Below are 19,377 nucleotides of genomic sequence, written 5' to 3'. Positions count from 1 at the left end.
GACGGACGCCTTACAGCGCGCTGGCGGCGGAGTTAAACTTTTGTAATAAAGACCGTTGTCGAATGCGGCAGTTTATCGCAGGAGGACTTAAGTCCCTGCGGCGGCAAGAAATTACCTCGCCGCGCCGATGCGGCCGTCAGCTCGCCTTGACGCTTAAGATGAAGTCGTCGACCTCGTGCTTCAAGGTCTCGGCCTGCTGCGACAGATCGGCGGCCGCGTCACGGGCTTCGTTTGCCATCCGTCCGGTTTCGGCCGACGTCAGCGTGATCTGGCCGATGTGGTTGGAGACCTCCAGTGTGCCGTGGGCGGCGACCTGGACGCTCCTGGAAATATCCTCGGTCGAGTTCCGCTGCTGGGCGGTATCGACCTCGATGCCCGACATGATCGCGCTGATCTCCGATAGCGTATTGGAGATGTCGTCGATCGCGCTACGCGTCTCCGCGGTGATGCCCTGAATACTGGTGACCTGGGCGGAAATCTCCTCGGTGGCCTTGCTGGTCTGATGCGCGAGATTCTTGACCTCGGAGGCGACCACCGCAAATCCCTTGCCGGCCTCCCCTGCCCGCGCTGCCTCGATAGTGGCGTTGAGCGCGAGCAGATTGGTCTGCGAAGCGATGGCCTGAACGAGCTGCACCACGGTGCCGATCTTCTCGGCCGCTTCGGAAAGGGTGTGAATGGTATCGCGGCTCTTCTCGGCCTGCGAGGCGGCCCCTTCAGCGCGCTGGGTGGCGTCGCTGACACGCCGGCTGATGGTGCCGATGGACGTCGTCATCTGTTCCGTCGATCCGGCCACCGTCTGCACGCTGGCACTCGCCTGGCTTGCGGCCGTCGCGACCGCATTGGCCTTGCTGCTGGTTTCGTTGGCGACGCGGGAGAGCGTCTCCGCATTGCTCTTGAGGTGAACGGCGGAGGACGCAACGCTCGAGACGACGCTTGCCACCAGGCTGTTGAAGTTCTCTATTCTGCCGTCGAGATATTGGCTGCGCTCGCCCTGGCGCCTCGCTTCCAGCAATTTCTGCTCGGTCAGACGCTGTCGCTCGATGCCATTGGTCTTGAAGACCTCGAGCGCACCCGCCAGCAGGCCGACTTCATTGGAGCCGCCCAATCCGGGAATCGGCGTGTCGTATTTCTGGTCGGCCACCTCCCGCATCGCGTGCACGATGGCCGCGAGCGGCCGCATGATGCCGTTGCGAATGATGAAATAGGTCATCAGGCATACCGCGCCCGCCACGATCGAGATGGCGACGCAGGCCGTCAGGAAATAGGAGAACGCCGCCTGCGCCTGCTGGTAGATCTGCAGCGCGTGGTCGCGGCCCGGCCCGCTCAGCGCATTGAACTCCGAAGAAAGCGAGGTGATCTCGTTGTTCAGATAGAGGACAGCAACGAAGCCGGTGCCGCCGCCGATCGCGAGCAGGAACAGAAGGGAAGCAACGACCGCGCCGACCAGGAAGCGGATCGTCAACTTGCTATCGGAAAACATGAGGCGGCTCGGCGGACATTCCAAAAACTGCCGCGAAACCTTTCAGACAAAGGTCAAAATTGCATGAAGGCCAGGCCGCGGCAGATCATGCGGCTCAAGCCGCAGGCCTCCGTATGATTACGTAGGTGCCGATATCGAGCCGCGGGTGCGCTTGTTGCGAACGAAAGCCACTCGCACGAGCCGACTTCAGGACTTCTCGGCCGGCGCCTCGCCCGACATCAGCGCCGCAAGCCTCGCCTCTTCTTGCGCCGTCAGCGAAGCATTGGCTTGCGGCGTGGCCTTGGGCCGTCGTCTCGCGTTCATCCACAGCGCGAGACCGCCGCCGAGAAACACCAGCGGCGGCACCAGCCAGAGCAGCAGGGTCTGCGGCTCGAAGCGCGGTTTCAGAAGGACGAATTCGCCGTAGCGCGCCACCAGAAAGTCGATCACCTGGGAATCGCTGTCCCCGGCCGCGATGCGCTCGCGGACCAGCAAACGGAGGTCGCGCGCCAGCGGCGCCTCGGAATCATCGATCGACTGATTCTGGCAGACCATGCAGCGCAACTCGCGCGACAAGTTGCGCGCGCGCGCCTCCTTGGCCGGATCGGACATCACCTCGTCCGGCAACACCGCGTGCGCGGCCGACAATCCGATCGCCGCGAACAGGCAGAGGATGGCAAGGAGACGTCGCATCCAGCTCACTCCGCGGGCTGCAGGCCGCGCAGCGCCTTGGCCGGTTTGGGCACGCCAACGCGCAGGCGCCGGTCCGACAGCGACAACAGGCCGCCGAGTGCCATCAGCACGGGGCCGAACCAGATCAGAAGCACCAGCGGCTTGTGATAGATGCGCACGACGATGCCGCCGTCGGGCGTGGTGTCCCCGACCGAGATGTAGAGCTGGCTGAGACCGCGCGAGAGCAGCGCGGCTTCCGTCGTCGACATGCCCCGCGTGGTGAAGTTCCGCTTCGATGGCGTCATCAGGCTGAGCGGCCTGCCATTCGCGGCCACGCTGAACACGGCCGCCAGCTCGTGGTAGTTCGGCCCCTGCCGCTGCGTCAGGCCGTCGAGCGTGAACTGGTAGCCGGCCAGCGGGATGCTGTCGTGCGGCTTCATCGTGCCGATATATTCGCTGTTCCAGGTGGTCTCGCAGACAATGCCCATCAGCGCGATGCCGATGCCGGCATGGGCAAAGGCCGTGCCCCAGGCCGAGCGCGGCAAGCCGCGGGCGCGTCGCAGCGCGTGGGCAAGCGGCACGCGGAGCAGGCCAACGCGTTCGGCGATATCGCTCGCCGCGCCGGCAATCACGAACACCGCAAGCCCGATCGCAAGCGGCGCCAGCGCACTGCCGCCGCGCGCCCAGGCCCAGGCGAACGCGACGCCCAAGACCGCGACGATGCCGGCCGCGATCAGCCGTTGCATGGCGCCCAACAGATCGCCCCGCTTCCAGGCGAGCATCGGCCCGAAGGGCACCGCGATCATCAAGGGCACGAACAACGGCGCGAAGGTCAGGTTGAAAAACGGCGCGCCGACCGAAATCTTGTCGCCGGTCAGCACCTCCAGCGCCAACGGGTAGAGCGTGCCGACAAAGACCGTGGCGCAGGCCGTGGTGAGGAACAGGTTGTTGAGAACCAGCGCGCCCTCGCGCGAGATCGGCGCGAACAGGCCGCCCTGCTTCAGCGAAGATGCACGCCCCGCGAACAGCGTCAGGCTGCCGCCGATGAAGACGCAGAGGATCAACAGGATGAACACGCCGCGGGTCGGATCGGTGGCAAACGCATGCACCGAGGTGAGCACGCCGGAGCGCACCAGGAAGGTGCCGAGCAGCGATAGCGAGAAGGTGAGGATCGACAAGAGGATGGTCCAGACCTTCAGCGCGTTGCGCTTTTCCATCACCAGCGCCGAGTGCAAAAGCGCCGTGCCGGCGAGCCAGGGCATCAGGGAGGCGTTCTCGACCGGATCCCAGAACCACCAGCCGCCCCAGCCGAGCTCGTAATAGGCCCAGTATGAGCCCATGGCGATGCCGAGCGTCAGGAAGATCCAGGCGACCAGCGTCCAGGGCCGCACCCAGCGTGCCCAGGCCGCATCGATGCGGCCTTCGAGCAGCGCGGCGATGGCGAACGAAAACGAGATCGAGAACCCGACATAGCCGAGATAGAGCATCGGCGGATGCAGCGCGAGCCCGATGTCCTGCAACACCGGATTGAGATCGCGTCCCTCCATCGGCGGATTGGGGAGGCGCAGGAAGGGGTTCGAAGTGGTCAGAATGAACAGATAGAAAGCGCCGGCGATCCAGGCCTGCACGGCCAGCACATGCGCGCGCAGCGAGAGCGGCAGGTTGTTGCCGAAGGCGGCGACCAGGCCGCCGAACAGGGCCAGGATCGAGACCCACAGCAGCATCGAGCCTTCATGGCTGCCCCAGACGCCGGTGATCTTGTAGAGCAGCGGCTTGGCCGAGTGCGAATTCTCATACACGTTGAGCACGGAGAAATCCGAAGTCACGTGCAGCGTCACCAGCGCCGCGAACGCCAGGCCTGCGAACAGGAGCTGCGCCAGCGCGGCGGAGCGCGCAACGTTCATCAAAGCAGGATCGCGCCAGCGTGCGCCGAGCAGCGGCACGGTGGACTGGATCAGTGCAAGCCCGAGCGCCAAGACCAGCGCGTAATGTCCGGCTTCCGCGATCATCGCGTCGCCCCCTGCCCGGTCTGCACATTCGCCTCCGAGGCCACCGCGCCCGCGGACTTGCCGTAATCGCTATAATCGTCCTTCCAATGACCCTGCTTTTTCAGCGCATCCGCGACTTCCTTGGGCATGTATCGCTCGTCGTGCTTGGCAAGCACGGTATCGGCGCGGAAGACCCCGGAGGGATCAAGCGAGCCTTCGGCGACGACGCCCTGCCCCTCGCGGAACAGATCCGGGAGGATTCCCTTGTAGGTGACCGGCAACTTGTCCTTGCCGTCGGCCACCTCGAAGCGGACCGCCAGATTATCACCGCGCGTCAGCGAGCCCGGCTGCACCAGCCCCCCGAGCCGGAACCGCCGGCCGGGAGCGATATGCTGTTCGGCGACCATGCTCGGCGTCGAGAAGAACACGATGGAGTCGCGCAGCGCATTGAGCACCAGCGCCGCGGCGATGCCGAGCACCGCGAGCGAACATCCGATAATGGTCAAACGCCGTTGCTTGCGCGTCATGCCTGATTTCTTTCACTCAGCGTGATGTTGCCCGAAGCCGGTTGCACATTGTTCCTTCGGCATCATGAGTCTTTCCTGGCGCATGATGTTATCCGAAAACCGCGTTACACTTTTCGGCATCATGCGCTTTTGTTGGCGCATGATGTCGTCCGAAAACCGTTGCACACTTTTCGGCATCATGCGCTAGCCATCGAGCCCGAGGTTCTTCAGACCTTCGTTGAGCTGCCGCAATCTTTCGGCATCCTTGCCAACGGCTTGACGGGCATCCGTGAGCGCGCTTTTCGCCTTCTCGCGATCACCCATCACCACATAGGCACGCACCAGCCGCAGCCAACCGTCGACGTCCTCGCCATTCTGCTTCAGCCGCGTTGCCAGCCGATCGACCATGCCGCGGATCATCGTCTCGCGATCGGCTTCGCTCATGTTTTGCCCGGCAGCAGCCGCCTGGTCCGAGAGCGCGGGCGCGACCGGCTGGCCGACGCGCGCCAGCGCCTGCTGCACCAACGGACGCCAGGGGGCGTCGGCGGACGCCTTGTCCAGCATTGCGCGCCAGATCGAGGCAGCGTCCGCCTTGCGGCCGTCCTGCTCCGCGGCAAGGCCGAGGAAATAATTCGCCTTCGGCTCGTCGGCATTCAGCGCATGCGCGCGCTCGAACTCGGCTTTTGCCTGGTCGGTGACCACGCCGCTGGCGGCGGCGGTCATTGCCTCGCCGAGATCGGCCCTGCGCTCCGCGCTCTCGCCATTATAGGTGATGGAATTTCGGAATGCGCGGACCGCATCCTCAAAGCGTCCAGTTCGCAACAGCACCGGCGCGAGCACGCTCCAGCCGCGGCCGTCGCTGGGGCTTTTCTCCAGGTGCCGCTCGACCTGGGCGACCAGGCCATCAAGCGACTGAGCATCGGGCGCGTGGCTGCGTGCGGCCAACGGAAAATCGGGCAGTCGGGGCGAGCCCAGCGGCAGATAGACGGCGAGCGCGACGGCCGGGAGCCCGACCAGGGCCAGCACGGCCGCCGCCCGGCGCAGCCTGCGGCTTGACTGCAGGGGTGCGTGGTCGGCCTGGTCGGCGGCCGCCAGCAGGCGCCGACCAATTTCCGTGCGCGCGGCATCGGCCTCGACGGCGACGATGAGGCCGGCGGCGAGGTCCCGATCGATCTCGGCAAGCTGGTCCTTGTAAACGGAGGTCTCGCTGCCCTGGACCGGCGCGCGGCTGCGCAGGCCGAGCGGCAACAGCACGGCGAAGATCGCCGCGGCTGTCATAAGCGCGAACACAAACCACAGGGTCATCGAAGCGGGTTCCGGCAGGCGCAGCCCTTCGTGCACCATTGTGCCGCTTTACACCACGCCTCCAGAGGCCCGCAATTGACAATTATCAATTCGGCGTCACCGCGACAGAAGCCAAAAATCCAGCGACCTTAGACGGTTAGCCGATATGAAATTCGGCGCTCCGTGCTGCGTCCTGACCATGGGCGTTGAGCGCCTTCAGATAATAGGTTCCCGGCCTGATCGTACCAGGCAGCTTGATTCTGAGCGAACCCACTGGGACCGGCGACGATATCGTGGTCACCGGATAGGATAGCACCACCCCGCTTGCCTGCTCGACCAGCACCACTTTCGCTTTGATCATCAGGTTCCGGTAGGTCGCCGAGATCACGCCGTTCTCAAGGCCGACGAAATTGATGACTGAATGCATCTGCGAAATTCGGCACGTCGCTTCACGCGCGCACCGTACGTGCTCATTGCCCAGTCGTCAACCTGGAATTGTAAATTGAGCCTAATACGATCTTTAGCTGGCCCGCGACGGTTTCCGTTCCCCGGTCAGCGCACTTTCCGCCGCCCGGCTCATCAGCGCCGCATAGTCCTGGCCGAACAGGACCTCGCAGAATCTGATCGCCGCCGAAAACTGCATTTGCCGGTAGGCGCGCGCTCTGGCGTCGCCCCCGCGCAGCGATTGCACCAGCGCTCCGGTGGCCTGCTCGACATATTGCTGTAGGTCGGAATAGGTCCGCAACGTGACCTCGTTGATCGCGAGCTCGCTGGCATAGGTGCGGCAGACCGCCACGAAATCGATCAGGGCCGCGACTTCCTCGACCTCGGTGGTGTCGATCCGCGCACCGGCCACGATGTCCTTGTCCGCGCGCTGGCGCAGGATGCGCCGGACGCGGCCCGGCACGCTGTCAATTTCCGATTGCAGTGCGTTGGAAATATCGGCCCGGATCGAGGTGAGCTGCTTGCCCCAATTCGAATCGCTGCGCAGGTCCAGTTCGGTGCGCAAGCCCCGCACCCCGTCATGCAGCGCCTTGAGGTTCTCCCCCATATTGGCGAAATGGCCGCGCCTGATATCCGCGCGCAAGCCGGCCGCAAGACAGGACAGATCGTGCAGCGCGATGGTGACCGCCACGCCATAGGGGGTCGCGGCGACCCTGATTTCATCGTCCGAGGCGGCCATCTTGATCGCGAGGCGGATGATCTGCCAGGGCGCGCTCAGGCGCTGCATCACCAGCGACAGCGCGAACGGCAACAGCAGCGGCGTCTGCAGCGAGGGGACGTTGAGCGCCGAGGTCACCGCGGCGATCTGGGAATCCCCGAAGGCACGCAAATAGCCGGGCAGCCGCCCGTTGAGCGTATCCAGCGCATCACGGGCCTGCAGCGCCGCAGCCATCGGCAGCAGGTCTTCGATGACATTGGGCGGCCCGACCCGACTCAAGGCGCGTTGCTTGTCCCCGCCGGCTGCGGGTCCCGTGATCTTGAAGATGGCATCCGCGGCGGCAAGCTGCAGCTTGCGGACCGCCGTTTCCACGTGGGGCGAGCTTCGCCCGTCCCCGGTGCGGGCCAGCACCGCCTCGAATTCGCGGGCCGGCTCGGGCGCGCCCTCGCGGTGCAGCCATTGCCACACCGGCGCAAGCGAAGTGCGGCGAATCTGGCCGGGGCGGACCGGCGCGCTGCCATCGATCAGAAACGGCTCCAGGCAACGGAACAGCAGCCGCGCCGGATCGTCGGTGCGGGGCTGCGTGTCGTCGCCCTCGCGCACGATCTTGCGCAATTCTCCGAGCACAAAGCTGGCGACGACGGTATCCTCGCCGCGCTCCAGCGCACGCTCGAATTCGCGCATCAGCAGCGCCTGCGAGCGCGGCGGAAGCTGCGCGAGATAATCCCTCAACCGTTCGTGTGATGTCTGGCTCATACGGGCGGGTCAGCACGTTCTGTCGCGCGGACGGTACGCGCGTCCGCCGCCCACCATAAGGGTCGCGGTGTTAAGAAGTCCTTTAGGATGAGAGCTTGCACGGCGACGAAATCGTTGGACAGCTCACAGCCCGGGCAGCAACAGTTCAGCCCGCAAGCCGCCAATTGGCGCGGCGCCCAGCGACAGGCTGCCGCCATAAAGGGCGGCAAGATCGGTCACGATCGACAGCCCCAGCCCGGACCCCGGTTTGGATTCGTCAAGCCGCTGCCCGCGGCGCGAGACCTGGGCGCGCTCCGCGGTCGACAGGCCGCGGCCGTCGTCGTCGACGATGATCCGCAGCATGGGGCCTGCGCCGGGCGCGGCCGGCCGCTCGACGATCACCTCGATGAAGACGCGCGAGGATGCCCATTTGCAGGCATTGTCGACGAGATTGCCGGCCATCTCCTCGAGATCCTGCCGTTCGCCGCGAAACCTGGCCTGCGGATCGGCCTTGACCTCGATGGCAATGTCGCGGTCGCGATGGATCTTCTCCATCGTCCGCCGCAGCGCCTCGATCGTGGGCGCAACCTCGGTGACCGTCCCGACGATGGTGACGCGCGCGGCGATACGCGCGCGCTCCAGGTGATGGGCGACCTGGTTGCGCATCACCTCGGCCTGCTCCAGGACCTTGCTCGCGAACGGGTCCGAGCCATGCGAGGATGCTTCGTTGACGATCACCGACAGCGGCGTCTTGATCGCATGCGCGAGATTGCCGACATGAGTGCGGGCGCGTTCGACGATGCCGCGGTTGGCATCGATCAGCGCGTTGGTCTCGCGTGCGAGCGGCGCGATTTCCACGGGAAAATCGCCCTCCAGCCGCTCGGCGCGCCCGGAACGGATAGCGGCAATCGCCTCCGAGATGCGCTTGAGGGGCGCAAGCCCGAAGCGGACCTGGAAGATCGTGGTGAGCAGCAGCACGATGCCAAGCGCTGCGAAGGTGCCGCCGAGATAGTAATCGAAGCTGCGGGTCTCATCGAAAATTTCGCTGGCATCCCCGGCCACCGCAACCAGAAACTTGCCGTCCGCGCCGAGATCGACCGGCCGTTCCACGATACGCAGCGTCTGGCCTTCCGGGCCGTCGACATAGCCGATCCGGATTCCGGCCGGGGTCAGCTCGATGCCCTGGTCTTCGAGCTTGGGCAGTTTCTTGTCCCAGAGCGAACGCGAGGCGCGCACGTCCGGCTTTTCGGCATCCGTGCGGGTGATCTGCCAATACCAGCCGGACAGCGGCAATTCGAACAGCGGCTCGCCCAAGGACTGGAATTGGTGGTCCGGCGGCTCGTCCGGGGTTGCGACTTCCGCGATCAGCGTGCGCAGATAAAGATTGAGCCGGCGGTCGAAGGCGCGCTCGGTGGCGTCCCTGTAAACGGAGGAGAGAATGAATCCGGTGATGATCAGGATCACCACCACCCAGGCGGTCGCGGAAAGAAACAGCCTGGTCGCGAGCGAACTGCGGCGCATGAAGTCACAATAGCGAAAAGCGTGCCCGCAGGCCATGGCGGCGGTTGGGGATATCCGGCAGCATAGGACTGCCGCCGGACCTGCGCCACCCCGTCAGGCTCCGTTCGGCGGCGGCGCCAGCAGATAACCCAGCCCGCGCACGGTCTGGATGATGTCGACGTCCAGCTTCTTGCGGATGCGCCCCACGAACACCTCGATCGTGTTGGAGTCGCGATCGAAGTCCTGATCGTAGAGATGCTCGACCAGCTCGGTGCGCGAGACCACGCGCCCCGCATGGTGCATCAGATATTGCAGCAGGCGGTATTCATGCGAGGTCATCTTCACCGGATTGCCTGACACCGTGACCTTGCCGGTGCGGGTGTCGAGCGTGACCGGGCCGCAGGTGAGTTCGCTCTGCGCATGGCCGGTGGCGCGACGCAGCAGCGCGCGGATCCGCGCCAGCACCTCTTCGAGGTGAAACGGCTTTGCCACATAGTCGTCAGCGCCGGCGTCAAAACCCTGCACCTTGTCGCTCCAGCGGTCGCGGGCGGTCAGGATCAGGACCGGCATCGCGCGTCCGTTGCGGCGCCACGCCTCCAGAACCGAGATGCCGTCCATCTTCGGCAAGCCGATATCGAGCACCACCGCATCGTAGGGTTCGCTATCGCCGAGGAAATGTCCCTCCTCGCCATCGAACGCGCGATCGACCACATAGCCGGCGTCACTCAACGCGGTGGTGAGTTGACGGTTGAGATCCGGATCGTCCTCCACAACGAGCAGGCGCACGCTTGCCTCCAAAGGTGAACTGCACGGTTATGCCATCAAGATGAACCTTGATGGCGTGAACCGTCCATGAACAGGCCAAGCTTGGCAACCTTACTTTTTCGTCATGAAAAGAGCGCGTTGGTGAGTTGTTTGGCGCGCCCGGCCCATGCCATGCCTTCGACGCGGTAGTTAGACCGCGCAAGCGCGCATGGGAAGACCCTGGTATGGCGGTAGGCGCTTTGCCCCGCGACGCCTGCTCGGCCAGGGCACGATCGGCTAGGTGCGGAAGAAGACGAACCAGACGACCGCAAGGATCAGAATCGCGAGCCCCAGCGACACCGCAAGCAAGGCGGCGACCGACGGGCCAGGCTCGCCCTGACGTGCCTCCGTCGGCGTTTCGACGATCTGACGTTGCTCCCGTGTCCTTGCCATCGCGCCCTCAATTCCGCGTTTGGGCTTCGCCCAAAGACAGGATCGGCAATCCTTGCCGCCTGCTATGGGCAACGCCAGATGGCTGGCGATGTTCCGCTTCCGCGGCGCGGCGATACGACGCCTGGCGGCCCTTGAGCGGCATTCTCCAAGCCCGCTGCAACGCACCGCGGGTTAACGTCGTTGGGAGATTGTTGGGTTCACTTGCTTGTTTCCTCGCCCCCCGGTGTTATCCTTATCGGTTGTCGTCCTGTGCGTTTTGGAGTGTGCCATGGCCCCCCGCGCCAACTGGAAGGGTTTTTTGCGGCTTTCTCTGGTGACCTGCCCGGTTGCGCTGTATCCGGCGACGTCGGACGCGGAGAAGGTCTCTTTCAACCAGATCAACAAGAAGACCGGCCACCGCATCAAATACACCAAGGTCGATGCCGATACGGGCGAGGAGGTCGCGAGCGAAGACATCGTCAAGGGCTACAAGGTCGACACCGACACCTATATCGAGGTGACCAAGGAAGAGCTCGAGGACATCGCGCTGGAATCGACGCACACCATCGAGATCGATGAGTTCGTGCCGAGAGCCGAGATCGACAGCCGCTATTTGATCCGCCCCTACTATCTCGTGCCCGACGGCAAGGTCGGCCATGATGCATTCGCGGTGATCCGCGAGACCGTACGCAGCATGAACAAGGTGGCGATCGGCCGCGTGGTCCTGACCAACCGCGAGCACATCATCGCGCTGGAGCCGCTCGGCAAGGGCCTGATGGGCACGCTGTTGCGCTACCCTTACGAAGTGCGCGACGAGAAGGACTATTTCGACGACATCCAGGACGTCAAAGTCACCAAGGACATGCTGGATCTCGCCAAGCATATCGTCGAGAAGAAGTCCGCTGCGTTCGAGCCGGAGAATTTCGAGGACCATTACGAGGCCGCGCTCGTCGATCTCATCAACAAGAAGCGCGCCGGCGTACGCATCCCGGCCAAGGCCGCGCCGAAGACCGGCGGCAACGTCATCAACCTGATGGACGCGCTCAAACGGAGCCTGGCGAGCACGGGCGAAAGCGCGCCTGCCGCCAAGCCAAAGGGCGGCAAGCGGGCGAAAAAACGCGTCGAAGGCCAGCGCGAAATGCTGCTGCCGATCAGCGGCAAGAAGCCCAAGGAAGAAGCGAAGAAGGAAGAGCCGAGAAAGGCCGAGAAGCCTGCGCGCGCCCCTGCCCGCTCAAGGAAGGCGGGCTAAGCCTTTCGGAACGAGCTCGCGCCCAGCGCCATCTTCGCGCGGCTCGGCGCGACGATGCCGATCATTGCAGCGCAGTGTTCACGTCACCGTATTTGGTGTTGAGCTGGCTGCCGATGCCGCTGATGACGACCACAATGACAATGCTGATGCCAGCCGCGATCAGGCAATATTCGATGGCCGTCGCGCCGGATCGATCCGCCAGGAATTTCGCAATCAGCCTTCGCACAATGAAACTCCTGCCACGTTTGCTGGCGGGATTCTCCCGCATCGGTCACGGCGGCGCAATCTAGAGTTGGACAGATTTCCCTGAGGTTGAAAAACAGCCTCAACAATCCGTTAAACCCGGCATTCGACTTTCGCAGACGACCCGCGTCCCGGCTGCTCCGCGAAATCGTGGTTTGCACGATTGCGGGCCCCTGGCCCTCTTCGCAAAGCGGATCGTTCCGGATGCGGGAATTTCCGAGGTCGACCGGCGCACCTGGATTTGCGATCGGCACCCGGGATGCATAGCAGGGCTTCGCGGTGAAAGCGCCGCCGCGCTTTACCGGCCGCGAAAATCCTGTTCCTACTAGCCCTTCGAGAGGCCGAGCCGACAATCGGCCAGTTCTGGGAGAGACGGGCATGAAACTTGGCACCGCAATTGCGGAAATCCTCAAGCGCGAAGGCATCGAGATTCTCTGCGGCTACCGGGTCAATCATCTGATCGAATATGCCGCCAATGCCGACATCCGCCCGATCATGGTGCGCCAGGAGCGCGTCGGGCTCCATATGGCGGACGCGATCTCGCGCGTCACTTCGGGTGAGAAGATCGGCGCCTTCTGCATGCAGCACGGCCCCGGCGCGGAAAACGCCATGGGCGGCGTCGCACAATGTTTTGGCGAGTCCGTCCCGGTCCTGGTGCTGCCGATGGGCTATGCGCGCCGGCTTGCCAATGTCGAGCCGAATTTCAACTCCAGCCAGGCCATGAAGGCGTTCTCGAAATCCTCCGAAGCGATCTTCCTGCCGAGCGAAGTCGGCAACATTTTCCGCCGTGCTTTCACGAAGCTGAAGAACGGCCGCGGCGGACCTGTCATCGTCGAAATCCCCTCCGACATGTGGAATGAGGAGGTCCCCGAGCCCTTGAACTACACGCCGGTGCTGCGCACGCGCTACGGCGCCGATCCCGCCCACATCAAAGAGGCCGCCGCGCTGCTGATCAATGCGAAGCGCCCGGTGATCTATGCCGGCCAGGGCGTGCATTACGCGCGCGCCTGGCCGCAGCTCCGCCGGCTTGCCGAGCGGCTCGCCATTCCCGTGACCACGAGCTTGGGCGGCAAATCGTCCTTCCCCGAGACCCATCCGCTCTCGCTCGGCTCCGGCGGACTGGCCGTGCCGCGCGCGGTGCCGAAATTCCTGGGCGAAGCCGACGTGATCTTCGGCATCGGCTGCTCGTTCACCGAAACCAATTTCGGCATCGCCATGCCGAAGGGCAAGACGATCATTCATTCGACGCTCGATCCCAACCATCTCAACAAGGATGTGGAAGCCAAGATCGGCCTGATCGGCGATGCCGGCCTCGTGCTCGACGCCTTGCTCGACGAGATCGGCAAGACCGTGACCGCGGATCGCGACGCGAGCGGCGTCGCCGCGGAGATCGCCGCCTCGCATCGGGACTGGCTGGCGAAATGGATGCCCAAGCTCACCTCCAACGACGCGCCGCTCAATCCCTATCGCGTGCTCTGGGACCTGCAGCGCACGGTCGACGTGAAAAACACCATCATCACGCACGACGCCGGCAGCCCGCGCGACCAGCTCTCGCCGTTCTGGAAGGCGGTCGAGCCCCTCTCCTATCTCGGCTGGGGCAAGACCACCCAGCTCGGCTACGGCCTCGGCCTTGCGATGGGCGCCAAGCTGGCAAAACCGGGCAAGCTCTGCATCAATGTCTGGGGCGATGCCGCGATCGGCTTCACGGGGATGGATTTCGAGACCGCGGTGCGCGAGCGGATCCCGATCATGTCGATCCTGCTGAACAATTTTTCCATGGCGATCGAGCTCAAGGTGATGCCGATCTCGACCGAGAAATACCGCTCGACCGACATCTCCGGCGACTATGCCGCGATGGCGCGCGCCTTCGGCGGCTATGGCGAGCGCGTCGCCCGCCCCGAAGAGATCGTGCCCGCGATCAAGCGCGGCATCGAGAAGACGCAGGCCGGCATTCCCGTGCTGCTCGAGTTCATCACCAGCAAGGAAACCGAGGTCGCGCGGCCCGGGACTTGAGGGGGCGAGTTCGCCGGCCGAAGACGCGGCGAACTCGCATTCTCCAGTATTCCAGAAACGTCGGTGTTCAACAGCGCCGCAGCGTGCTGGATGCCCGCCTCGCGGGCATGGCGACATCTCTGACTGCGCACTCTTGCGACGCATGTCCCGCCCGAGCTGTGCATCGGCGTCCGCCTCAGCATTAAATGGAGGCTCCGCAGCGAAGCTGCGCACTGATCCGGTGTGACGGCTTTTTCATCACCCGATCGGGTGATGTTCTAGACGTAAAAAATTCGTCACGATTCTCGCGTCATGATATGCACTTGGAGTCGCTCGCGCGACCCGCAATGCCTGACGTCAGCACCAATGCACTCGGGCTGATGTCCGAACCGGCTCCCGCAGGCGATGCAGAGTACAACTCGGCTGCGGCCGATGACGGTCTGCGGCGTGTGATAGGCCGTCGATCCATGCCATGCCCTGGCTATACCGACGTTGTCAGCGCCATCTATCAGGCGGCGCTACGGCCGGAACTCTGGGCCGGCGTGCTGGAGCTTGTCGCCGACTATCTTGAGGTCGATAGCGGGATGGTGCTGCACCTGTGCACATCGCGGAACGGCAACTTCATCGTCTACCGGCGCCTGCGCGAGGACCTGAACGAACTCTTTCTGCAGCACCACACCGCCAATGCCTATGGCTTGGCGTTCGCGCGCGCCCCGATCGGCAAGGCGCTCGTGACGGCAGCGCTCGTTGACAAAGAGGTCCTGCGCCGCAGCGCCTTCTACGCCGACATTCTCGCGCCACAAGGAATCGTGGAGATCATCGCCGCAAGGCATTCCGCTTTATCCCGGGAGGGCGCCGGCGGCATCCTGTTCAACGTTTCGAAACCGCGGGCGGACAGCGTCGAACGCGCGGCGACGCGTCTCGACGATCTGATCTCACATCTGTTCCGCGCCATCGATCTCACGCTACTGACGAGCCGGTTGAATGCCAGCCAGCTACAGGTCGATCGCCTGCTCGCCAGCATGGGGAATGCCATCGTTCTCTTGGACGGCGACGGCAGCATTCTAGGGATGACAGCGGCGGCGGAGACGCTGCTCGGCGACCGCGACGCGCTCCTGATCGTCAAGCGCGGCCAGCTCACCCTCGGCGCGCGGGCGCGCCAGCATTCCGCAGCGCTCGCGAGCAGCATCAAGCAGGCGCTTGCGGTGGCCCGCGGCGAGCCGCAGAATCTCGCGGGCATATTGCAGATCAAGCGTCCGTCCGGCCGAAGCGCGTTGCTGGTGCAGGTGACGCCTTTACCGGCTCCGGCCCTGGCGCCATGGGCCGCGATCGACGGCGGCGCGCGTGATGGTCCAGATCGTCGATCCGCAGGCCTCTGGCGACGGCCAGGCCGAACGGCTGCGCGTACTGGTGGAACTGACCCCCGCCGAGACGCGCGTTGCCGCGCTGCTAGGGAGCGGCGTCGGACTTACCGAAACTGCAACCGTGCTCGCAAGCCGTACTTGGTCCGGCTCTTTGCTTCCTGCCACTCAGTCGCGCCATGAGCGTTGACTGACGCAGTCAGATCAGGACGACGAATGCTCCATGTCATCACCCGTTGGGGTGATGACGGACGGAGCGCGTCCGCTCATGCTGGCGACGATTTAATCGCCCGCCTTTTTGAATAAGGGATGTCTGCCGTGCGGTGGGTAGATTTCGCCGGCTATATTGCCTCGTCGCTCGTTTTCTTGACCTTTTACATGAAGGACATGGTCGCGCTTCGGTTGATCGCGCTTTGCAGCAATGTCGCGTTCCTCGTCTATGCGGGGCTGCTCCATCTGGCGCCGATTTTGATCCTCCACAGCCTCCTGATCCCGATCAATGCCCGCAGACTGCTTTGCGCGTGGCGGGACCAGCAGGCCAGACCGAGCCAGCGTGCGCGGATTTAGCCGCGCCTCTTCGGCTGCAGACAGCCGAACCACGTCTTGGCCGGAACCGGCTGATCCGCAGGCCGGACGTTACCCCGGCGGCTATCCACCCTGGCCAGCCGGCGCGCGTCGCCGGGCGATCGTTGGCGTGACGTCAGAGTGGCTTCACCAGGAGCGGAGACGCTCCTCTGCGGACTGATCAATCTAGCACAGGGGAAGCGGCTTCCGGCACTTTCCCGAACGGTGTACAATCTCCGCACGATAGCTCATCCGAGAGCAACCGGTCGGTTTCAGACCAGCAGGAGGGAGCGATGACGGACCAGGTCCAATGGCACCTTTCCGGTGACTATTTCGAGAATTGTAGCTGCAGTGTCGTGTGTCCGTGCCTGGTGTCGGCAGCCGCTCCCCTGACCGCGCAACCGACCGAGGGCTTCTGCAACGTGCCGCTGCTTTTCCACATCGACAGCGGCCGCTATGGCGACGTCGCGCTCGACAACCTCAATGTCGCGATCATGCTCCACGCGCCCGGGGTGATGGCAGACGGAAATTGGTCGGTGGCCGCCTATATCGATGAGCGTGCCGATGACAAGCAGACCGAGGCCCTGGGTGCGATCTTTACCGGCGCCGCCGGGGGACCCATGGCTGCGTTCACGCCGCTCATCAGCACGAACCTGGGCGTGAGGAAGGTCCCGATCACATTCCGGGTCGACGGCAAGACGCGCTCCGCGGAAATCCCGGGCATTCTGCACATGTCCGTCGATCCGCTGCCGACCATGCATCCCAGTGGGGAGATGTGGGCGAACATCGGCCATCCGGTCAGCCCTGATAGGATGGCGATGGCCGTCGGAGCCACCGGCAACACGTACAACGATCACGGCATGCGCTGGGATAATTCCGGCAAGAACGGCCTCTACGCTTCCATCCGCTGGTCGAACCAGTCGTGACGCATGTCGCGACACGGCCCGTCGGCCGGACCGGTGAGCTTCGCAGCACATGAGCGACGGCACCCTGGAAGCGGTGCTGCGGCGGGATCGCCTCATCGTTGCGGGCGCCCTCGCGGTGATCGTCGCGCTTGCGTGGGCCTACGTGCTCTGGCTCGCCAATGACATGGACATGGGCGGCATGGACATGACCGGGTTCCGCATGATCCCGGCCGGGATTGGAATCATGCTGCCGGCCAACGAGCCATGGCGAGCGATCGAGTTCGCCTATGTGTTCGCCATGTGGGCGGTGATGATGGTCGGCATGATGGCGCCCTCAGCGGCGCCGATGATCCTCATCTACGCCCGCGTCGGCCGGCAGGGAAAGATTGCGGGCAAGCCGCTCGCCGCGACCGGCTGGTTCGCCGCCGGCTACTTCCTGGCCTGGATCGGCTTTTCCCTGGCGGCAACGCTGGTTCAATGGATGCTGGAACGCGAGGCCCTGCTCGATCCCCGCATGACAAGCGCCAGCAATTGGCTCGGCGCGGCCGTGCTGATCGCGGCGGGCGTCTACCAGTGGACGCCGCTCAAGGACGTCTGCCTCGCCCAATGCCGCACGCCGTTCGGATTCCTGATGCGCCACGGCGGCTTTCGCGGCGATGTGCCGGGATGCCTTGGGCTGGGGCTGCGCCACGGAACCTATTGCGTCGGCTGCTGCTGGGTCCTGATGGCGCTCCTGTTCGTGGTCGGCGTGATGAACGTGCTCTGGATCGCGCTGCTGGCCCTGCTTGTGCTTCTGGAGAAGCTTACGCCATGGGGACGGTGGGTCGCGCGCGCCGCCGGCGTTGCCTGCGTCGCCGCGGGAGTCTGGATGGTGTCTTTGGCGCCGGCAGTAGCGGCTCCCGCAGGCGAACGCGCCTCCGCCCCTACTCTGCCATCTCCACCGGCGCTCGCGTCGCAGGGCCGGCCAGCGGCCGCTCCTCCATTGCGATCATGCAGACCGCCGCGATGGCAAGCATGATGGTGGCCGCGGCGTAGACGTAGCGGAAGGCCATCACCATGTCGCCCGCCGAGAGCGAGCCGACGAACCCCTGATGCTCGCCGCCCAACGAGATGTCCGACCCCAGCGCCATCAACAAGATCGCCGAGAACGCCGCCACGGCGAAGGACGACATCATGGCGCGGAAGAAGTTCATCGCGCCGGTGATGGTGCCGACCTGCGAGCGCGGCACCGCGTTTTGCAACGCAACCACCGTGATCGGAAACACGGTGCCGAGGCCGACGCCGAAGACCGAGAGCAGCACCAAAAGAAGCCACAGCGGAGGCGCGGTCAGCGTCAGCGCTGCGCCCGCCAGGGTGGCGATGATCGCGCCAGCGATCGCCACCCGCTTGTAGTGCTTGACTCGCGCCATGGTGCGTCCGGCGATCGCCGCGCCCAATGTCGAGATCGCCGCCAGCGGAATCAGGCCAAGCCCGGCCTCGCTGGCGCTCAAATGATAGACCACCTCGTAATAGAGCGGCAGATGGACCGTCAGCCCAATCATCGCGCCGAGCGCACAGCCGCTGGTGACCAATCCGTAAGGCACGACCGAGCCGCCGATCAGCGACAGCGGCAGGAACGGCTCGTCGGTCCGCCCCGCCTGCCAGACAAAGGCCAGCGCGAGCGCCACCCCCGCCCCGACCATCGCCAGGATCGCCGGGGAAAGCCACTGGTAGCGGTTGCCCCCCCAGGTCAGCACCAGCATGAAGGCCACGGCCGAAGCCATCAGCAGCACGCCGCCGAGCCAGTCGACCTTGCGCAGCCGGTGATAGACCGGAATCTTGCCCATCTTCGGCAACAGCAGCGCAAGCGCGGCAAGCGCAAGCGGCACGTTGATCCAGAAGATCATCGACCAGTGCAGATGGTCGGCGAAAACGCCGCCCAGGACCGGGCCGCTGAGGCCGGCGATCATCCAGACCGCACTGAAATAGGCCTGGTACTGGCCGCGCTCCCGCGGGCTCACCACGTCGGAGATCACCGTCTGCACCACCGGCATGATCCCGCCGCCGCCAAGCCCCTGCAGACCGCGGGCGAGGATCAGGATCGGCATGTTCGGCGCCAGCGCGCACAGCACCGAGCCGGCCACGAACAGGCTCAAGGAGACGATGATCATGACGCGCCGGCCATAGATGTCGCTCAGCGTGCCGAACACCGGCGCGACCGCGGTCGAGGCCAGAAGATAGGCGGTGATCACCCAGGACAGGCTGGAGACATCCTGGAACTGGCGGCCGATGGTCGGCAGCGCGGTGGCGACGATGGTCTGGTCCAGCGCGGCCAGGAACATCGTCAGCAACAGGCTCATCAGGATGGTGCGCACCTCACGCTGCGTCAGTGGGGCGCGCGGCGCGATCGAGGGGGCATCGGCAACGGCCAACACCCGGTGCGAAAGTTCCGGCAGCTCGGCCGCGATGTCGGCAGGCAAGGAAGCGGAGGCGGCAGGTTGATGTCCCTGCCGGTCAAACTTGTTCATCTCGGAATATTTTACTCGGAAGCGCCAGAGGAACGGCGCGGAATCGCTAGCTCGCTGCCAATTTAGGAACTAAA

The 19,377-nt window shown here is 64.7% G+C and carries 17 protein-coding genes and 1 pseudogene; 6 read left to right on the top strand and 12 right to left on the bottom strand.

The annotated features are described in order from the left end of the window. Nucleotides 1–136 precede the first annotated feature (136 nt). The 10 genes from P6U23_RS14830 to P6U23_RS14785 form a co-directional block, all read right to left on the bottom strand. The gene (locus P6U23_RS14830) at nucleotides 137–1,480 is read right to left on the bottom strand and encodes a methyl-accepting chemotaxis protein (RefSeq protein WP_407180462.1); all 1,344 of its coding nucleotides are present in this window, start codon (nucleotides 1,478–1,480) and stop codon (nucleotides 137–139) included. Nucleotides 1,481–1,666: 186 nt separating this feature from the next. Continuing rightward, entirely contained in the window at nucleotides 1,667–2,152 is a 486-nt protein-coding gene (locus P6U23_RS14825; RefSeq protein ID WP_407180461.1) for a cytochrome c-type biogenesis protein, read from the bottom strand. A gap of 5 nt (nucleotides 2,153–2,157) precedes the next feature. After that, nucleotides 2,158–4,140, bottom strand: a complete 1,983-nt coding sequence (locus P6U23_RS14820) for a heme lyase CcmF/NrfE family subunit (protein ID WP_407180460.1) — start codon at nucleotides 4,138–4,140, stop codon at nucleotides 2,158–2,160. Next, nucleotides 4,137–4,646: a cytochrome c maturation protein CcmE gene (ccmE, locus tag P6U23_RS14815; RefSeq protein ID WP_407180459.1), complete on the bottom strand. Its 510-nt coding sequence runs from the start codon at nucleotides 4,644–4,646 to the stop codon at nucleotides 4,137–4,139. Before ccmE ends, P6U23_RS14820 begins: the two co-directional genes overlap by 4 nt. A 183-nt stretch (nucleotides 4,647–4,829) precedes the next feature. Then, nucleotides 4,830–5,930 (bottom strand): c-type cytochrome biogenesis protein CcmI, encoded by a 1,101-nt coding sequence (gene ccmI / locus P6U23_RS14810; protein WP_407180458.1) that lies wholly within the window; start codon nucleotides 5,928–5,930, stop codon nucleotides 4,830–4,832. Between the two features lie 136 nt (nucleotides 5,931–6,066). Continuing rightward, nucleotides 6,067–6,336: a hypothetical protein gene (locus P6U23_RS14805; protein ID WP_407180457.1), complete on the bottom strand. Its 270-nt coding sequence runs from the start codon at nucleotides 6,334–6,336 to the stop codon at nucleotides 6,067–6,069. A gap of 93 nt (nucleotides 6,337–6,429) precedes the next feature. After that, the gene (locus tag P6U23_RS14800; protein ID WP_407180456.1) at nucleotides 6,430–7,827 is read right to left on the bottom strand and encodes a hypothetical protein; all 1,398 of its coding nucleotides are present in this window, start codon (nucleotides 7,825–7,827) and stop codon (nucleotides 6,430–6,432) included. 123 nt (nucleotides 7,828–7,950) lie between these two features. Next, a complete protein-coding gene (locus P6U23_RS14795) occupies nucleotides 7,951–9,327 on the bottom strand; it encodes a sensor histidine kinase (protein WP_407180455.1) in 1,377 nt (458 codons plus the stop codon). Between the two features lie 93 nt (nucleotides 9,328–9,420). Continuing rightward, the gene (locus P6U23_RS14790; RefSeq protein WP_024512471.1) at nucleotides 9,421–10,092 is read right to left on the bottom strand and encodes a response regulator transcription factor; all 672 of its coding nucleotides are present in this window, start codon (nucleotides 10,090–10,092) and stop codon (nucleotides 9,421–9,423) included. Between the two features lie 255 nt (nucleotides 10,093–10,347). Then, the gene (locus tag P6U23_RS14785) at nucleotides 10,348–10,503 is read right to left on the bottom strand and encodes a hypothetical protein (protein WP_407180454.1); all 156 of its coding nucleotides are present in this window, start codon (nucleotides 10,501–10,503) and stop codon (nucleotides 10,348–10,350) included. 268 nt (nucleotides 10,504–10,771) lie between these two features. Between P6U23_RS14785 and P6U23_RS14780 the strand changes: the two genes are divergently transcribed. Further along, complete coding sequence (locus P6U23_RS14780) at nucleotides 10,772–11,731, top strand: Ku protein (protein WP_407180453.1); 960 nt, start codon at nucleotides 10,772–10,774, stop codon at nucleotides 11,729–11,731. A 61-nt stretch (nucleotides 11,732–11,792) separates the two neighbouring features. On the opposite strand, the gene P6U23_RS14775 is transcribed toward P6U23_RS14780, so the two are convergent. Then, nucleotides 11,793–11,957 (bottom strand): Flp family type IVb pilin, encoded by a 165-nt coding sequence (locus P6U23_RS14775; protein WP_407180452.1) that lies wholly within the window; start codon nucleotides 11,955–11,957, stop codon nucleotides 11,793–11,795. 395 nt (nucleotides 11,958–12,352) lie between these two features. Here P6U23_RS14775 and P6U23_RS14770 point away from each other — a divergent pair, with 395 nt between their 5' ends. The 5 genes and pseudogenes from P6U23_RS14770 to P6U23_RS14750 all read left to right on the top strand — a co-directional run. Beyond that, complete coding sequence (locus tag P6U23_RS14770; protein WP_407180451.1) at nucleotides 12,353–13,987, top strand: thiamine pyrophosphate-requiring protein; 1,635 nt, start codon at nucleotides 12,353–12,355, stop codon at nucleotides 13,985–13,987. 326 nt (nucleotides 13,988–14,313) lie between these two features. After that, nucleotides 14,314–15,510: a hypothetical protein gene (locus P6U23_RS14765; protein ID WP_407180450.1), complete on the top strand. Its 1,197-nt coding sequence runs from the start codon at nucleotides 14,314–14,316 to the stop codon at nucleotides 15,508–15,510. 126 nt (nucleotides 15,511–15,636) lie between these two features. After that, nucleotides 15,637–15,894, top strand: a complete 258-nt coding sequence (locus tag P6U23_RS14760; protein ID WP_407180449.1) for a cyclic nucleotide-binding protein — start codon at nucleotides 15,637–15,639, stop codon at nucleotides 15,892–15,894. A gap of 290 nt (nucleotides 15,895–16,184) precedes the next feature. After that, nucleotides 16,185–16,817: a DUF1326 domain-containing protein gene (locus P6U23_RS14755; protein ID WP_407180448.1), complete on the top strand. Its 633-nt coding sequence runs from the start codon at nucleotides 16,185–16,187 to the stop codon at nucleotides 16,815–16,817. Between the two features lie 49 nt (nucleotides 16,818–16,866). Next, nucleotides 16,867–17,682 (top strand): annotated as a pseudogene (locus P6U23_RS14750) (DUF2182 domain-containing protein); the annotation flags it as partial. 37 nt (nucleotides 17,683–17,719) lie between these two features. Here the strand turns inward: P6U23_RS14750 and P6U23_RS14745 are convergent. Then, the gene (locus P6U23_RS14745; RefSeq protein ID WP_407180447.1) at nucleotides 17,720–19,303 is read right to left on the bottom strand and encodes an MDR family MFS transporter; all 1,584 of its coding nucleotides are present in this window, start codon (nucleotides 19,301–19,303) and stop codon (nucleotides 17,720–17,722) included. Between the last annotated feature and the right edge of the window lie 74 nt (nucleotides 19,304–19,377).

The organism is Bradyrhizobium sp. STM 3562, assembly GCF_045571435.1.
Lineage (GTDB): Bacteria > Pseudomonadota > Alphaproteobacteria > Rhizobiales > Xanthobacteraceae > Bradyrhizobium.
This window is presented reverse-complemented; position numbering and strand designations above follow the sequence as displayed.

Coding starts and splice junctions, on each gene's coding strand:
- P6U23_RS14830 (WP_407180462.1), bottom strand. CDS start 1,480: ATGTTTTCCGATAGCAAGTTGACGATCCGCTTCCTGGTCGGCGCGGTC.
- P6U23_RS14825 (WP_407180461.1), bottom strand. CDS start 2,152: ATGCGACGTCTCCTTGCCATCCTCTGCCTGTTCGCGGCGATCGGATTG.
- P6U23_RS14820 (WP_407180460.1), bottom strand. CDS start 4,140: ATGATCGCGGAAGCCGGACATTACGCGCTGGTCTTGGCGCTCGGGCTT.
- ccmE (WP_407180459.1), bottom strand. CDS start 4,646: ATGACGCGCAAGCAACGGCGTTTGACCATTATCGGATGTTCGCTCGCG.
- ccmI (WP_407180458.1), bottom strand. CDS start 5,930: ATGACCCTGTGGTTTGTGTTCGCGCTTATGACAGCCGCGGCGATCTTC.
- P6U23_RS14805 (WP_407180457.1), bottom strand. CDS start 6,336: ATGCATTCAGTCATCAATTTCGTCGGCCTTGAGAACGGCGTGATCTCG.
- P6U23_RS14800 (WP_407180456.1), bottom strand. CDS start 7,827: ATGAGCCAGACATCACACGAACGGTTGAGGGATTATCTCGCGCAGCTT.
- P6U23_RS14795 (WP_407180455.1), bottom strand. CDS start 9,327: ATGCGCCGCAGTTCGCTCGCGACCAGGCTGTTTCTTTCCGCGACCGCC.
- P6U23_RS14785 (WP_407180454.1), bottom strand. CDS start 10,503: ATGGCAAGGACACGGGAGCAACGTCAGATCGTCGAAACGCCGACGGAG.
- P6U23_RS14780 (WP_407180453.1), top strand. CDS start 10,772: ATGGCCCCCCGCGCCAACTGGAAGGGTTTTTTGCGGCTTTCTCTGGTG.
- P6U23_RS14770 (WP_407180451.1), top strand. CDS start 12,353: ATGAAACTTGGCACCGCAATTGCGGAAATCCTCAAGCGCGAAGGCATC.
- P6U23_RS14765 (WP_407180450.1), top strand. CDS start 14,314: ATGCCTGACGTCAGCACCAATGCACTCGGGCTGATGTCCGAACCGGCT.
- P6U23_RS14760 (WP_407180449.1), top strand. CDS start 15,637: ATGTCTGCCGTGCGGTGGGTAGATTTCGCCGGCTATATTGCCTCGTCG.
- P6U23_RS14755 (WP_407180448.1), top strand. CDS start 16,185: ATGACGGACCAGGTCCAATGGCACCTTTCCGGTGACTATTTCGAGAAT.
- P6U23_RS14745 (WP_407180447.1), bottom strand. CDS start 19,303: ATGAACAAGTTTGACCGGCAGGGACATCAACCTGCCGCCTCCGCTTCC.